This window comes from [Muricauda] lutisoli (nom. illeg.), assembly GCF_017313105.1.
Taxonomy (GTDB): Bacteria; Bacteroidota; Bacteroidia; order Flavobacteriales; family Flavobacteriaceae; genus Flagellimonas; species Flagellimonas lutisoli.
In genome coordinates this window covers 305,167-318,556 of record NZ_JAFLND010000002.1, presented here as the reverse complement: position 1 = coordinate 318,556, position 13,390 = coordinate 305,167, and the positions used below count along the sequence as shown (strand labels likewise).

Here is a 13,390-nt window from a genome sequence, read left to right as displayed (position 1 = left end):
AACTTTTAACGGGATTCTGTACATTTAACGCAATGGCAGAATCCCGTTTTCATTTTTCTGAAGAGCTACCCCTCCGGTGGGGTGTGATCGGTTGTGGCAGCGTAGCTGAAAAAAAGAGCGTGCCCGCATACAAGAACACTTCTGGGTTCCGTGTGGATATGGTAATGAGACGCAACTCCGAAAAGGCCGAGGATTATGCCAAAAGGCACCATATACAAGAATGGGTGACCAATGCTGATGAAGTAATCAACAACCCCAATATCGATGCCGTTTACCTAGCTACACCTCCGGACACCCATAAGCTCTATGCACTAAAGGTTGCGGCAGCAGGAAAGCCTTGCTGTGTGGAAAAGCCAATGGCGCCCAATTATGCTGACAGTTTGGCCATTTTCGAAGCATTTGAAGCAAAGGGAATTCCGTTGTTTATCGCATACTACCGCCGTTCTTTGCCCCGCTTTTTGCAAATAAAACAATGGCTGGATAATGGTCGGATAGGCGAGGTTAGGCATATACATTGGCAAAAGACCAAGGCCCCAAACGAAATCGATTTGAGCAAACAATACAATTGGCGCACCGATGCAGCCATTGCCAAAGGGGGTTATTTTGATGATTTGGCCAGTCATGGATTGGACCTGTTCAACTTTCTTTTAGGCGATATAGTTGAGGCGAAAGGTTTTGCGGCCAACCAACTGGGGCTATATTCTGCTTTTGATTCAGTTTCGGCCAATTGGATACACAACGGAGGTGCTACGGGAACAGGAAATTGGAATTTTGGCACCTTTCATCGAACGGACAAGGTTGAGATATTCGGTTCCGAGGGTAGCATCCGATTTGCGGTTTTGGACGAGGCCCCAATTGAACTTGAAAGTGCATCTGGACATCAAGTGCTTGAAATTCCACATCCCGAGCATATTCAGGAGTTTCATGTGGAGAATATCAAAAACCACTTAATGGGAAATGGGGAACATCCATCCACAGGAAAAAAAGGGCTACATACCAGTTGGGTAATGGATAAAATTTTGGGGTCGCTATGATCTTTTACCAAAGTTGGTGCACGTGCTTTTTTATATGCTTGTCATAAATTTGCTTTACAGCCGCTTTTTCTTCTTCGGTAAGCGATGGTAATTCCACAGCTTCAAGATTACTTTTTAGATGTATTACTTTGGATGCTCCTGGAATAATGCAACTGACTTCTGGGAAATCCAATATCCAACGAAGCGCTATTGGTGCAAGGTTTTCTCTGTTTGGGAACACTTTTTTAAGTTCATCCACGGCTTGCAGACCTATATCAAAAGGAACGCCGCTAAAGGTCTCGCCCTTATCAAAAGCTGCACCTTCCCTGTTAAAGAATCTATGATCGTCTTTTTCAAAAGTGGAGTCTTTTGTAAATTTTCCGGTAAGCAATCCACTGGCCAGTGGTACTCGCACAATTACACCAATATCTTTTTTCTGTACCTGTTCAAAAAACAGTTCCGAAGGGCGTTGCCTAAACATGTTGAATATAATTTGAACCGTGTTCACATTCGGATATTCGATTGCCTTTAAGCCTTCTTCCACTTTTTCCACGCTCACCCCGAGGTTCTTTATTTTGCCTTCATCTTTTAATCGGTCAAACAATTCAAAAATTTCGGGTCTGTAATAAACTTCGGTAGGTGGGCAGTGCAATTGAATCAAATCCAAACAATCCAACCCAGTATTTTTTAAGCTGTCCTCCACATATTTTCGCAGTACTTCCACCGTATACCCTTCATTCACATGTGGACTGATCTGTCTGCCACATTTCGTAGCCACAAAAACCTCTTCCGATCTGGATTTTACTACTCGGCCTACAGCTGCTTCACTTGCTCCAGCTTCGTAAACATCGGCGGTATCTATAAAGTTTACACCCTCATCTATAGCCTCATTGATAATATGTTCTGCAAGACCATCGTCAAAACCGGAACCCCATTTTCCACCAACTTGCCAAGTGCCCAATGAGATTTCCGATACTTTTATTCCCGTTCTTCCGAGTTTTCTATACTTCATTAAAAAATATTAATTGGATATAATTACAACATTACCGCTTTGTGTGGCCCTGTAGAATAGAAGATCGTAATATCGGTTTCCATCATCGGGCCTGTCCAATTGTTGCCCCGTAAATAGATTATAGGTATAACCCTCACAGCTACAAACTGCATTCTGCCCATCAATTGTCATGGTGGAACATTCATTGGGAACATGATTGGGGCAACTGGCTTCCCATGCCATAAAACTGGACCCTGCATTTATAACAAAAGCACCTCTTGTGCCTACTCCATTGTTGCCCACATAAACAGGATTTCCAATATTTTGTAGGTTATTGTACAATGGGAGGTTAAGGTTCAATTCAAATCGAAATCGTACTTCCTGTAAATACGGATTTCGGTTGGAAGTATCCGAGCTGCAGGATAAAATAAGTGCCAGAATTACAATGGCCCAGAAGTGCTTCATGGTCAATGTTTGAAAATGATTCATGAACAAAGTTGATGAAAATTTGCCTATATTTGCGTTAAATCCTCGCAAAAATACCATGCAGGTCATAGGTATCGTTGAGGATTTTTTGTATTTGTAGAGAAGAGTTCATTGGGGAAATTTTTTTGATTTTCTTCAGTGCCTCTTTGCATTAAAAATCAACGATATGAGCAAAGTTTCATACTATACACCTGAAGGATTGAAGAAGTTGAGGGACGAATTGAACCACTTAAAAGATGTGGAACGTCCTAAAGCATCTCAGGCCATTGCCGAAGCAAGGGATAAAGGCGATCTTTCCGAGAACGCAGAATATGATGCTGCCAAAGAAGCCCAAGGCCTTTTGGAAATGAAGATTTCCAAAATGGAAGAAACCTTGGCCAATGCCCGTTTGATAGATGAATCGCAACTGGACACATCAAAAATATTGGTGCTTTCCACCGTAAAACTTAAAAACCAGGCCAACGGAATGGAAATGAAGTACACCTTGGTGGCGGAAAGCGAAGCGGACCTGAAGACAGGCAAGATTTCCGTGACATCCCCGATAGGAAAAGGATTGTTGGGCAAAAAGGTGGGTGACGTGGCAGAGATCAAGGTCCCGAACGGTACCCTTAAATTTGAAATTTTAGAGATTACCCGAGAGTAATAGCAGCTAAATTGGTTATATTTAATCCCGTTGAACAACGGGATTTTTTATTTTAAAACCGAATCAAAATGGCCAGTATCTTCACAAAGATCATAAATGGGGAAATACCCTCCTATAAAATCGCGGAGGATGATGACAACTATGCATTTTTGGACATCAACCCTAACTCCAAAGGCCATACCTTGTGCGTGCCGAAGAAAGAAGTGGACAAGATCATGGACCTTGATGAGGAATCCTATATGAAATTGATGGCGTTTTCCAGAAAGGTTGGTCTTGCCATCGAAAAAGCTGTTCCTTGCAAACGTGTGGGAATGTCGGTAATCGGACTCGAAGTGCCGCATGTGCATGTGCATCTTATTCCATTGAACACTATGGCGAACGCTACTTTTCAGCAAAAGGAAAGCCTAACGCCAGAAGAGTTTGAAAAAGTTGCCGAAGCCATAAAATCCAACCTTTAACTTTCTAGATAAAAGTATACTCCCGCTGCTGCCAAGCACAACATTAAAATTAAAATAATAAAGAATAGCATGGTGAACCGAACGGCAGGCCTGTCCGGTTTGACCAGTTTGTTGTAGTATTCATAAACGCGCTCAATATCGGGAGTCCAATCCACGGGATAAATTACCGAGTCACATTTTTTACATTTTATCTCGTTGGTAACAACACCGGTTGTCCTGTGGTAAAGTGCGTTAAAAGTGTGTTTTTGATAGAACGTAATCTTAAGTTCCTGATTAAAACATTTGGGGCAGTTGTTGGTAATATCAGCTTCTTGGATTACAAGTTGTTTTTCCTTGGCCATAATTTAATTTTCTAGTGCGCGTAGGGAAATTTGCATGATAGTTCCTTCTTTACTTGACGAAAATACTTTAATTTTTCCTTTATGGTATTCTTCCACGATTCTTTTTACCAATGAAAGGCCTAATCCCCAGCCTCTTTGTTTGGAAGTCACCCCTGGATTAAAAATGGTCTGGAAATCGCTTTTTGGTATGCCATGACCGGTATCCGATACCAAAATATGGATGTTTTGCCCCTTCTTTTCAATTTGGATGGCAATATTTCCCTTGCCCTTCATGGCATCGATGCCGTTTTTCACCAAGTTTTCGATGCTCCAGTTGTACAAGGGTGGATTCATGAGCACTTTGGCTTCATCCACATTGGAGCTGAAAGAAAAATGTACCAATTTGGAGCTACGTTGCTTTAGGTAATCATAGGCTTTTTTGGTTTCGGAAACAATATCATGTTCCCGTAATTCGGGCACGGAACCAATCTTGGAAAAACGTTCGGTGATGGTCTCCAATCGGTCAATGTCCTTTGCAATTTCTTGGGTTACCTCTGGATTGATATCCTCTGACTTCAATAATTCGTTCCAACCCAGGAGCGAGGTAAGAGGTGTACCTATTTGATGTGCCGTTTCCTTGGCCATGCCCGCCCAAAGCTTGTTCTGTTCCGATGCTTTGTTGGTCCGGAAGAAAAAGAAGATTACCGCTCCAAACAGGAAAATGATCAGCAACAATGCCAAGGGGTAATACTTTAATTTATTCAAAACCTCGGAGTTGCCGTAGTAAAGTGTTTCCAGTAATTCATCTTCCTGGATAATTTCTATGGGCTGGTTCTCACTTTTGAATTGAGCTATCTTTTTTTGGATGTAAGCACTATCCGCAACCTTGTCTTCTGGGATGTTGTGCGTTTTATATGACCCCTCTTCATTCACCAAGATCATTGGCGTAGAGGTGTTGTTTCCAAGCACTTTTAGGGTGAGGTTGCCCAGTTCTTGATCTACGGAGGATTGGATGAGCTCCAATTGGGCGGTGGCCCATATTTCCATTTTTAAACGCTCCTCTTCCTTAAATTTTTTAAAAAAACTATTGGTGTTCCATAAAATAAGACTCACAATGATGAATGCGGATATCAGTAGGATGATATTGGAGGTTTTCCGTTTGGTGCTAAAGTTCATTGGTGGTCGAATTCTGTTTTAAAGATAGGTAATTGGAAAACATGTTGATAGTTAGTTGAAATAACGCCTGTCCATGGAATTCATTTTATGTACTTTTGAATTTTCAACAAAAATTAACATTGCATGGAAGTTCAGGGAAGAATCAAATTGATAGATGAGACCAAAACGTATGGCAACAATGGTTTCAGAAAAAGGGAGATGGTCGTGACGACTGAAGAGCAATATCCACAACATATATTGGTCGAATTTGTGCAGGACAAATGCGATTTGCTTAACAACTACAGCGTTGGGCAAATGGTGAAGGTCAGCATCAACCTGAGAGGAAGAGAGTGGGTTAACCCTCAAGGAGAAACGAAATATTTTAACTCGATCCAGGGATGGAGAATCGAAAACCTTCAGCCTGAACAGCCTGGTTCGGACAATATGCCCCCTGTTCCACCGATGGAGGCTTTTGAACCTGCGGATGACCTCAACGAGGAAGACCACGATGATTTACCGTTCTAAACGAAAAGCTGTTCAATAAAATCAACTGGAAAATCTGGACCTTGGGTCCAGATTTTCTTGTTTTTGGGCCGATTTGTATTTTTAGAAAAAATTGCGCTTGGAAAATACGCCCTTACATTTCTTAAACAAGAGGTTGGAGTTTCCTCCGGTTGAAAACGCTAGTGAAGATGGACTGCTTGCCGTTGGTGGCGATCTATCCCCAGAACGATTGTTGTTGGCATATAAAAATGGAATTTTCCCATGGTTCAATGACGATTCCTTGATTTTGTGGTGGACCCCCGATCCCCGAATGGTGCTTTTTCCACAAAAGGTAAAAGTGTCCAAAAGCATGCGTAAGGTAATACGTGATGGCTCTTTTACCCTTACCCAAAACACCTGTTTTGAGCAGGTGATGGACTATTGTGCCCAAATTGAGCGCAAAGGCCAAGACGGTACCTGGATCACTCCCGAAATGAAGACCGCCTACATGAACCTCTATAAAAAAGGGTATGCCAAATCCTATGAGGTTTGGGAAGAAGGGGATTTGGTCGGTGGTTTGTATGGGGTAGACCTTGGCCATGTGTTTTGTGGGGAGAGTATGTTCAGTTTACGGGCCAATGCCTCAAAATTTGCGTTTATACAAATGGCAAAGGAGCTCGCGGAAAAAGGTTATCAGCTTATAGATTGTCAAGTACATACCGATCATTTGGAAAGCTTGGGCGCCGAGCTGATTCCCAGAAAGGAATTTGTGAAAATTCTACAAGGCCAATTGGGCGTTCGTAAGTAAAAGGAAAATGTTCTGTGGCATACTCGAGCTAAAGTCTTCCATTCGGTACTCCACACCCACCTGAAATTTAATACTGCCATTCAATTGCCAGCCTACTTGTCCCGCTAAACGCGTATCATATTGCGGGGCGTTATGTTTGGTTACACTCAAAAGGTTTTCGAAGCTCCCTACAAAATAAGGTTCTCCAGGGTCCAATTTTTCACCAACCAAAGGAAAATCAAGCGCAAATCGGTACCGGAACCTGTGGGTGGTCAATGCGTTTGTGATACGTTGCTCGGTCCGGATCCTATGTCCAAATCGAATGGCAAACGGCTTAGTGGTAATATTGTACTGCTGGGTAAGTCGAAGTTCGTTCTCTTTGTCCTCAAAGTTGTTTCGGAATCTATATTGAACGCCCAAAGCGATACTTTGATTGTCCCTGATATTCCATTTGGAAAAATGAGCAATATCCAATTGTCTCGCCTTTAAGGTTAATTCTTCAGCATCAAAAATGTAGTTTCGGTTGGCTATGGAAAAATTATGGGAATAACCCCTTGCAACTTGATAGTTCACGGCAAATTGCGGCTGCCAATATCCTGTCAGGTTTTCTTGACTCAGAGCAGAGCTCATAAACAATAAAAACGAAACGAGTAAAAACCATTTAGTAGAGGACATGGTCATAGCTTTGTGGAAAAGATTTACGGATTCGTTTTAGTTCTCCTTCGGAATCAAATAGCGCCTCGTATTCCTGAAAACCATCACTTTCTTTGGCAGAAAAGACCAGTTCGTAATTTACTTCGGGCAATATCAAGTTTTGGAAGGCATTGTGCAAGGTCTCCTCAAGGGACTGTCCCTTGCGAGTAGGGTATTGCTGCTGAATTTTCTTTACCCTGTACTTTTTATGGTTTTTTTCTAGATAAAACTGTATGGTTTCCCAACTATCGTTCGGGATGTCCCTTTCCTTTATTTTGAATTCTACATCTTCCAGTTTTCCTTCTTGGTCGAACTCGACACTGTAGTGCAATCGCCTTTTTTTAAACTTGGCTTCGTAGCTTTTCTTGGTACTGTCCGACTCTTGATAAAATCGAACACGTTTGGCATCTTCCAAATAATCTTCGATCAAGAGATAGGAATTACGTGGGAAATCATCTTTGTCAATTCTGGATTCTTGTTCGTACTTGTTTTGCGCAATTGTTATTTGTGCGATTCCAAGCATTAAAAAGAAGATGTATTTAAACTTCATGGTATCTAAAACAGTTTACTTCGTGGTCGTTCACCATGCCCGTGGCCTGCATGTGGGCATAAATCACAGTACTCCCTACAAACTTGAATCCACGTTTTTTCAAATCTTTGCTAATGGTGTCCGATAATTCGGTGGTCGCAGGGGCATTCTTGTAGTTTTTCCACGCATTTTTTATCGGTTTGTCATCCACAAAATCCCAAATATAGCTACTGAAACTACCAAATTCTTTTTGAACCTCCATAAATGCCCTTGCATTGGAAACCGTAGCGTTCACTTTCAATTTATTTCTTATGATTCCAGGGTCTTGCAGGAGGGTGTCAATCTTGTTTTGGTCGTAGTTTGCTATCTTTTCGTAGTTAAAATGGTCAAAAGCCCTTCTAAAATTTTCACGTTTTCTTAATACCGTGATCCAACTCAAACCTGCCTGAAAGGTCTCCAATATCAGGAATTCGAACAAGGTTTCGTCGTCCTTTACGGGAACGCCCCATTCGGTGTCATGATAGGATTCATAAAGGCTGTCGCCAACACACCAACCACATCTGTCTTTGTCCATTGCTGTCCGTTTTTATCAAAAGTACAGTAAAATAAGAAATCGTTAATTGAAAGTTAAAGTATTAAATATTGATAGTAATACTATTATATTCGCGAGAATCTGTTTTAAAAATTGGATGGAATGGATATTTTGATGAAGTCCGTAAAATTGGAAATGAATGGAAAGCTCTATGTAAAGGACCCTGAATCTTCAGATTTGGGAAAGAAAATAGTAGAGCAGAGTATACTGCTTATCGATGAAATCGGATTTGAATGCTTTACGTTTAAAAAGTTAGGGGTTCGCATTCAATCCAATGAGAGCTCTATTTATCGATATTTTGAGAACAAGCATAAGTTGTTGCTCTATTTGGCCTCATGGTATTGGGGTTGGATGGAGTATCGAATGGTTTTTGCTACCAATGGCATTTCCAATCCGGAGAAAAAACTTAAAAAAGCAATAGAAGTGCTAACACAAAATGTGGAGGAAGACAGTTCCTTTTCACATGTGAACGAAGTGGTTCTAAATAGATTGATAATCAATGAGTATTCCAAATCCTACTTGGTAAAGGAGGTTGATCAAGAAAACAAGGATGGTTACTTTACGATCAGTAAGAGAATTGTGAGTCGTATCAGTAAAATGATTCAGGAAGTGGATGGCAGTTATCCTTATCCATTGAGTTTGGCCAGTACTATCTTGGAAGGTACACTGCACCAATATTTTCTGGCAGAGCACTTTCCAAAACTTACCGATTGCAATCAAAAAATTACACCAACCCAATTTTTTACGGACTTAATATTCCGAACATTAAACCATAAACCTAATGGCTAAAAACATACTAACCGCGTGGCAACGTTTAATGGGTCTGTTGACCTTGGACAAAAAAGACATCTTTCAAATATTTTACTACGCTATTTTTGCTGGTTTGGTAAATCTTTCCCTTCCATTGGGAATACAGGCCATTATCAACCTTATACAAGGAGCAAGGGTGAGTACCTCTTGGATCGTTCTCGTGGTCTTGGTTACTTTGGGAGTTGCATTTGTCGGTGTTCTTCAGTTAATGCAAATACGTATTATTGAAAACCTTCAGCAGAAAATTTTTACCAGGTCATCTTTTGAGTTTGCATATCGTTTTCCAAAAATCAAAATGAGTGAGCTCAGGTATTACTATCCGCCGGAGTTGGCCAACCGATTTTTTGATACCCTTACAGTTCAAAAATCCCTTTCCAAAATACTTATCGATTTCCCAGCTGCATTGCTGCAAATAGTTTTTGGGTTATTGTTGCTTTCCTTTTATCACCCATTTTTTATCATCTACGGGCTGTTGTTGCTCTTGCTTATTTACATTGTGTTCAAGTTCACCGCTCAAAAGGGGTTGGATACCAGTTTGGAAGAGTCAAAGATCAAGTATAGGGTTGCTCATTGGGTGCAAGAAATTGCCCGCTCCATTGTTAGTTTTAAACTTTCTGGCAAAACATCCCATGCATTGGAAAAGAACGATAAATTGGTAGAAGAATATTTGGAGGCCAGGGAAAGCCATTTTAGAATATTGGTACTTCAGTTTATTCAAATGATAGGCTTTAAAGTTCTGGTGACTGCCGGATTGTTGTTGATCGGTGGATTGCTGGTTTTGGATCAACAAATGAACATTGGTCAGTTTGTAGCTGCGGAAATCATTATTTTATTGGTGATCAGCTCTGTCGAGAAAATGATTTTAGGTCTTGAAACTTTTTATGACCTCTTGACATCTTTGGAGAAAATGGGGCAAGTTGTGGACAAAAAACTCGAGCCACAATCTGGGGAAACTCCTTTTAAGGAAGGTGAAGGCTTAAAAGTGGAGCTTGAAGATGTCGTTTATAAAGTCCCAGGTTTGGATAAAAAGATTATAGATCATGTATCACTGGCCATCCACCCTGGCACTAGATTGTTGGTTCAAGGTAAGAGCGGCTCCGGAAGATCCACCCTTTTACGGATGATCGCGGGAATCTTGGAACCTGACTCGGGTAAAATCTATGTCAACAATGTAGCACTGCAGGGAATAAAATTAAGTCAGTACCGATCTTATTTAGGACACTCTCTTACCGAAGAGTACCCTTTTGAAGGGACTTTGTTGGACAACATTACCTTCGGCAATAAAGATATTCCAATAGAAGACGTGTACTGGGCCTTGGAAAAAGTGAGTTTAACCGAGTTTGTAAAAGAGCAGCCCCATGGCCTAAACACCATTTTATATCCAGAAGGGAAAAAGATTCCGGACTTTATATCCCGAAAGATTGTATTGGCCAGGAGTGTTGTGACACGACCTAAACTTATGATTCTCAAAGATCCTTTGGAGCAATACGATGAGGAGGGAACAGAAAGAATGATGGATTTCTTGGCCGACCCGGCAAATGGATGGGCTCTGGTTGTTGTAAGTGAGAACCCGAAATGGGCAAGTCGCTGTAACCAGACAATCCGAATGGAAAAAGGTAGATTGATCAATGTAAAATAAAGTTCATGCTAAATATTTCTTCAAATAATAAATTGAACGCTAAGGTAGACCTTACCGGTTATGAAGCAGGTAAGAAGGTCTTTCATAAAAGGCACTATAAGCAATTTAACCGCTTTTTGGCCGCCTTTTCCATCATTGTACTTTTTATGATGTTTTTACCTTGGACCCAGAATATTTCTGGTAGGGGTTACTTAACAACTCTAACCCCAGATCAACGACCACAAACGATTCAGTCCCCAATACCGGGAAGAATTGAAAAGTGGTATGTAAGAGAAGGGGATTACGTAGAAAAGGGAGATACCATCTTATTTATATCCGAGGTAAAGAGCGAATATTTTGACCCCAATCTTATAGAACGTACCGGGCAACAGATAAAGGCTAAGACCATGTCCGTAACATCATATCAAGAAAAGGTAAAGGCCTTGAACCAGCAAATCAAAGCCCTTAACCAAGAACTTGGTTTAAAACTGGAGCAAGCCAAGAACAAGTTAATGCAGTCGAAGCTGAAGGTCAAGAGCGATAGTATAGATTTGGAAGCTGCCAAGACCAATATCACCATTGCACAACGGCAGTACGATCGTACCGAAAAACTCCAGGAAGAAGGTTTAAAGGCGGTAACCGATTTAGAAGCAAAACGCCTAAAACTTCAAGAAACACAGGCAAAACTAATAAGTCAGGAAAATAAATTATTGGCCAGTAAAAATGATGTGATCAATGCACAAGTTGAAATCAATAGGGTACAGGCCGAGTACACCGATAAGATTTCTAAGGCGCAAAGTGACTTATATACGGCGCAATCCAATCAGTTCGATTCTGAGGCTCAGGTGACCAAGTTGGAAAATCAGTACACCAACTACGAAATTAGAAATAATATGCTCTATATACGAGCCCCTCAGAATGGCTATATCACAAAGGCCATCCAATCCGGAATTGGGGAAACTTTTAAAGAAGGAGCTCAATTAGTGGGGATAATGCCTTCGGACTACGATATAGCAGTTGAAACTTATGTGGACCCCATTGATCTTCCATTGATTCATGTAGATGAGAAGGTGCGTATTCAATTTGATGGCTGGCCTGCTATCATATTTAGTGGATGGCCAAACGTTTCCTATGGAACTTTTGGCGGTAAAGTGGTCGCAATTGAAAACTTTATCAGTCCAAATGGTAAATACAGGGTACTGTTGGCCCCCGACGAGGAAGAAGCACCATGGCCCAAGGATATTAGAGTCGGTTCGGGCGCAAGTACAATGGCCCTTTTGGAAGATGTTCCTATTTGGTACGAGTTGTGGAGACAGTTGAACGGCTTTCCACCAAATTATTATCAACCTCAAAACAATAGTGCAGATGGCGCAAAGAAATAGAAGATCACTTTTATTTTGTACCCTCTTTTTCTTTACTGTAAGCCTTTTTTACGCTCAGCAAGATTCCTCTGTGCTTGGGTTTAAGGAGTACTTGGGTTATGTAAAAAAGTATCACCCCGTTGCCAAACAGGCCCAGTTGAACATTGCCATAGGGCAGGCGGAACTTATGAGGGCCAGGGGAGGTTTTGACCCAAAGGTTGAAGTGGATTTTGATAGAAAGGAGTTTAAGGGAACCCAATATTGGGACCGATTAAATGCCACTTTCAAGGTTCCGACCTGGTTCGGTATAGAGTTCAAGGGGAATTTTCAGCAAGATGAGGGAACTTTCATTAACCCGGACGAAACCTTGCCTCAAGATGGTTTGTACAGCGCAGGGGTTTCCATGTCCGTTTTACAAGGATTTTGGATCAACGAGCGCATGGCCACTCTACGAAAAGCCAAATTGTTCAGGGAGCAGACCAAAGCCGATCAAGACCTGCAGGTAAACCAAGTGCTGTACAATGCATCATTGGCCTATTTTGATTGGTTGAAGGCTTATCGAGATGCTGAAGTGTATAAAGATTTTTTGGAAAATGCGGAAATTCGTTTTCAGGGGATAAAGGAGAGCGCCTTGGCAGGGGATATTGCCATGATTGATACCGTAGAGGCAAAAATTGCCGTTCGAAACAGAGATTTGGGATATCAGCAGGCAAAGGTGAAATTGATGAAAAAATCATTGGAACTCAGTAATTTTTTGTGGATCGAGGATGTGCCCGTTGAGCTTCAGCCTGGTGTAAGCCCTAATTTAGAGCCGGAAATGGACATCAACTCGACCTTGGAGATAGAAGGAGTGCCTTTGGATAGTTTCAATTTGGAAACACATCCCAAACTCATATCCTTGGACTATAAAATTGAAGGGCTTACCGTTGACAAGCGACTTAAGGCCAACAAACTGCTTCCAAAATTGGAGGCCGAATATAATTTTATCACAGAAACGCCAGAATACATCAACTCTTTTGTAACCGAGAACTACAAAGCAGGGTTAAGCCTGCAGATGCCCATTTTCCTTAGAAAAGAGCGAGGAGATTTAAAATTGGCCAAGTTTAAACTCAGGGATGCCGAATACGAAAGGGACAACGCGCAGATAGAAATACAGAATAAGGTCATCGCCATTTATAATGAATTGGATTCCTTTACCGAACAAAACCAATTGATAACCAATATTGTAAAGGATTATACCACTATGTTGGAAGCTGAGGAAAGAAAGTTCAGTTTTGGGGAGAGTTCCCTGTTTTTGATAAATTCTCGGGAGAGCAAGCTCATCGATGCTTACCTGAAACAAAACGAAATGCAGAATAAATTTTTCTACACCAAGGCCATGTTGTTCAAGAGCTTGGCCATAAACCCAAAAGCACTGTAAGGAATATCTTGTAAAAACTACCAATGATAAA

The 13,390-nt window shown here is 41.2% G+C and carries 16 protein-coding genes; 9 read left to right on the top strand and 7 right to left on the bottom strand.

The window, feature by feature from the left end; genetic code table 11:
• Positions 1–32: 32 nt before the first annotated feature.
• Complete coding sequence (locus tag J0X13_RS08745; protein WP_207071071.1) at positions 33–1,034, top strand: Gfo/Idh/MocA family protein; 1,002 nt, start codon at positions 33–35, stop codon at positions 1,032–1,034.
• 4 nt (positions 1,035–1,038) lie between these two features.
• Here J0X13_RS08745 and J0X13_RS08740 read toward each other — a convergent pair whose 3' ends face one another.
• Together J0X13_RS08740 and J0X13_RS08735 are read right to left on the bottom strand one after the other, a co-directional pair.
• Positions 1,039–2,025, bottom strand: a complete 987-nt coding sequence (locus tag J0X13_RS08740) for an aldo/keto reductase (RefSeq protein ID WP_207071070.1) — start codon at positions 2,023–2,025, stop codon at positions 1,039–1,041.
• 9 nt (positions 2,026–2,034) lie between these two features.
• Positions 2,035–2,469, bottom strand: a complete 435-nt coding sequence (locus J0X13_RS08735; RefSeq protein WP_207071069.1) for a Rieske (2Fe-2S) protein — start codon at positions 2,467–2,469, stop codon at positions 2,035–2,037.
• Positions 2,470–2,656: 187 nt separating this feature from the next.
• Here J0X13_RS08735 and greA point away from each other — a divergent pair, with 187 nt between their 5' ends.
• Both greA and J0X13_RS08725 read left to right on the top strand, forming a co-directional pair.
• Positions 2,657–3,133 carry a transcription elongation factor GreA gene (greA, locus tag J0X13_RS08730; protein WP_207028130.1) on the top strand — a complete coding sequence of 159 codons (477 nt, stop codon included), beginning with the start codon at positions 2,657–2,659 and terminating at the stop codon, positions 3,131–3,133.
• A 68-nt stretch (positions 3,134–3,201) separates the two neighbouring features.
• Positions 3,202–3,591 carry an HIT family protein gene (locus J0X13_RS08725; protein ID WP_207071068.1) on the top strand — a complete coding sequence of 130 codons (390 nt, stop codon included), beginning with the start codon at positions 3,202–3,204 and terminating at the stop codon, positions 3,589–3,591.
• Here the strand turns inward: J0X13_RS08725 and J0X13_RS08720 are convergent.
• A complete protein-coding gene (locus J0X13_RS08720) occupies positions 3,588–3,932 on the bottom strand; it encodes a hypothetical protein (RefSeq protein WP_207071067.1) in 345 nt (114 codons plus the stop codon). The two genes, J0X13_RS08725 and J0X13_RS08720, sit on opposite strands and share 4 nt — an antisense overlap.
• 3 nt (positions 3,933–3,935) lie before the next feature.
• Entirely contained in the window at positions 3,936–5,087 is a 1,152-nt protein-coding gene (locus J0X13_RS08715) for a sensor histidine kinase (protein WP_207071066.1), read from the bottom strand.
• A 123-nt stretch (positions 5,088–5,210) separates the two neighbouring features.
• On the opposite strand from J0X13_RS08715, the gene J0X13_RS08710 reads away from it, so the two are divergent.
• Both J0X13_RS08710 and aat read left to right on the top strand, forming a co-directional pair.
• On the top strand, positions 5,211–5,591 hold the full coding sequence (locus tag J0X13_RS08710; RefSeq protein ID WP_207071065.1) for a DUF3127 domain-containing protein: 381 nt from the start codon (positions 5,211–5,213) through the stop codon (positions 5,589–5,591).
• A 133-nt stretch (positions 5,592–5,724) separates the two neighbouring features.
• Positions 5,725–6,357, top strand: a complete 633-nt coding sequence (gene aat, locus J0X13_RS08705; RefSeq protein ID WP_242535685.1) for a leucyl/phenylalanyl-tRNA--protein transferase — start codon at positions 5,725–5,727, stop codon at positions 6,355–6,357.
• On the opposite strand, the gene J0X13_RS08700 is transcribed toward aat, so the two are convergent.
• From J0X13_RS08700 to J0X13_RS08690, 3 genes are read right to left on the bottom strand one after another with little or no spacing between them, the layout of a single operon-like run.
• Positions 6,328–7,011, bottom strand: a complete 684-nt coding sequence (locus J0X13_RS08700; RefSeq protein WP_242535684.1) for a DUF2490 domain-containing protein — start codon at positions 7,009–7,011, stop codon at positions 6,328–6,330. The genes aat and J0X13_RS08700 overlap by 30 nt on opposite strands.
• Entirely contained in the window at positions 6,998–7,579 is a 582-nt protein-coding gene (locus J0X13_RS08695; protein ID WP_207071062.1) for a hypothetical protein, read from the bottom strand. Before J0X13_RS08695 ends, J0X13_RS08700 begins: the two co-directional genes overlap by 14 nt.
• Entirely contained in the window at positions 7,569–8,132 is a 564-nt protein-coding gene (locus J0X13_RS08690) for a DNA-3-methyladenine glycosylase I (protein WP_207071061.1), read from the bottom strand. The genes J0X13_RS08695 and J0X13_RS08690 overlap by 11 nt, the downstream gene beginning before the upstream one ends.
• A 120-nt stretch (positions 8,133–8,252) precedes the next feature.
• On the opposite strand from J0X13_RS08690, the gene J0X13_RS08685 reads away from it, so the two are divergent.
• Genes J0X13_RS08685 through J0X13_RS08670 form a run of 4 tightly spaced genes read left to right on the top strand, consistent with a single transcriptional unit; the run spans position 8,253 to position 13,359 of the window.
• Positions 8,253–8,939, top strand: coding sequence for a TetR/AcrR family transcriptional regulator (locus tag J0X13_RS08685; RefSeq protein WP_207071060.1), 687 nt, complete (start codon positions 8,253–8,255; stop codon positions 8,937–8,939).
• The gene (locus J0X13_RS08680; protein WP_207071059.1) at positions 8,932–10,599 is read left to right on the top strand and encodes a peptidase domain-containing ABC transporter; all 1,668 of its coding nucleotides are present in this window, start codon (positions 8,932–8,934) and stop codon (positions 10,597–10,599) included. The genes J0X13_RS08685 and J0X13_RS08680 overlap by 8 nt, the downstream gene beginning before the upstream one ends.
• 5 nt (positions 10,600–10,604) lie before the next feature.
• On the top strand, positions 10,605–11,960 hold the full coding sequence (locus tag J0X13_RS08675; protein ID WP_207071058.1) for an HlyD family secretion protein: 1,356 nt from the start codon (positions 10,605–10,607) through the stop codon (positions 11,958–11,960).
• A complete protein-coding gene (locus J0X13_RS08670; RefSeq protein ID WP_207071057.1) occupies positions 11,944–13,359 on the top strand; it encodes a TolC family protein in 1,416 nt (471 codons plus the stop codon). Before J0X13_RS08675 ends, J0X13_RS08670 begins: the two co-directional genes overlap by 17 nt.
• Positions 13,360–13,390: the final 31 nt, after the last annotated feature.

Bases quoted from the DNA above. Each gene is read 5' to 3' on its own strand.
- J0X13_RS08745 (WP_207071071.1), top strand. From the start codon at position 33: ATGGCAGAATCCCGTTTTCATTTTTCTGAAGAGCTACCCCTCCGGTGG.
- J0X13_RS08740 (WP_207071070.1), bottom strand. From the start codon at position 2,025: ATGAAGTATAGAAAACTCGGAAGAACGGGAATAAAAGTATCGGAAATC.
- J0X13_RS08735 (WP_207071069.1), bottom strand. From the start codon at position 2,469: ATGAAGCACTTCTGGGCCATTGTAATTCTGGCACTTATTTTATCCTGC.
- greA (WP_207028130.1), top strand. From the start codon at position 2,657: ATGAGCAAAGTTTCATACTATACACCTGAAGGATTGAAGAAGTTGAGG.
- J0X13_RS08725 (WP_207071068.1), top strand. From the start codon at position 3,202: ATGGCCAGTATCTTCACAAAGATCATAAATGGGGAAATACCCTCCTAT.
- J0X13_RS08720 (WP_207071067.1), bottom strand. From the start codon at position 3,932: ATGGCCAAGGAAAAACAACTTGTAATCCAAGAAGCTGATATTACCAAC.
- J0X13_RS08715 (WP_207071066.1), bottom strand. From the start codon at position 5,087: ATGAACTTTAGCACCAAACGGAAAACCTCCAATATCATCCTACTGATA.
- J0X13_RS08710 (WP_207071065.1), top strand. From the start codon at position 5,211: ATGGAAGTTCAGGGAAGAATCAAATTGATAGATGAGACCAAAACGTAT.
- J0X13_RS08700 (WP_242535684.1), bottom strand. From the start codon at position 7,011: ATGTCCTCTACTAAATGGTTTTTACTCGTTTCGTTTTTATTGTTTATG.
- J0X13_RS08695 (WP_207071062.1), bottom strand. From the start codon at position 7,579: ATGAAGTTTAAATACATCTTCTTTTTAATGCTTGGAATCGCACAAATA.
- J0X13_RS08690 (WP_207071061.1), bottom strand. From the start codon at position 8,132: ATGGACAAAGACAGATGTGGTTGGTGTGTTGGCGACAGCCTTTATGAA.
- J0X13_RS08685 (WP_207071060.1), top strand. From the start codon at position 8,253: ATGGATATTTTGATGAAGTCCGTAAAATTGGAAATGAATGGAAAGCTC.
- J0X13_RS08680 (WP_207071059.1), top strand. From the start codon at position 8,932: ATGGCTAAAAACATACTAACCGCGTGGCAACGTTTAATGGGTCTGTTG.
- J0X13_RS08675 (WP_207071058.1), top strand. From the start codon at position 10,605: ATGCTAAATATTTCTTCAAATAATAAATTGAACGCTAAGGTAGACCTT.
- J0X13_RS08670 (WP_207071057.1), top strand. From the start codon at position 11,944: ATGGCGCAAAGAAATAGAAGATCACTTTTATTTTGTACCCTCTTTTTC.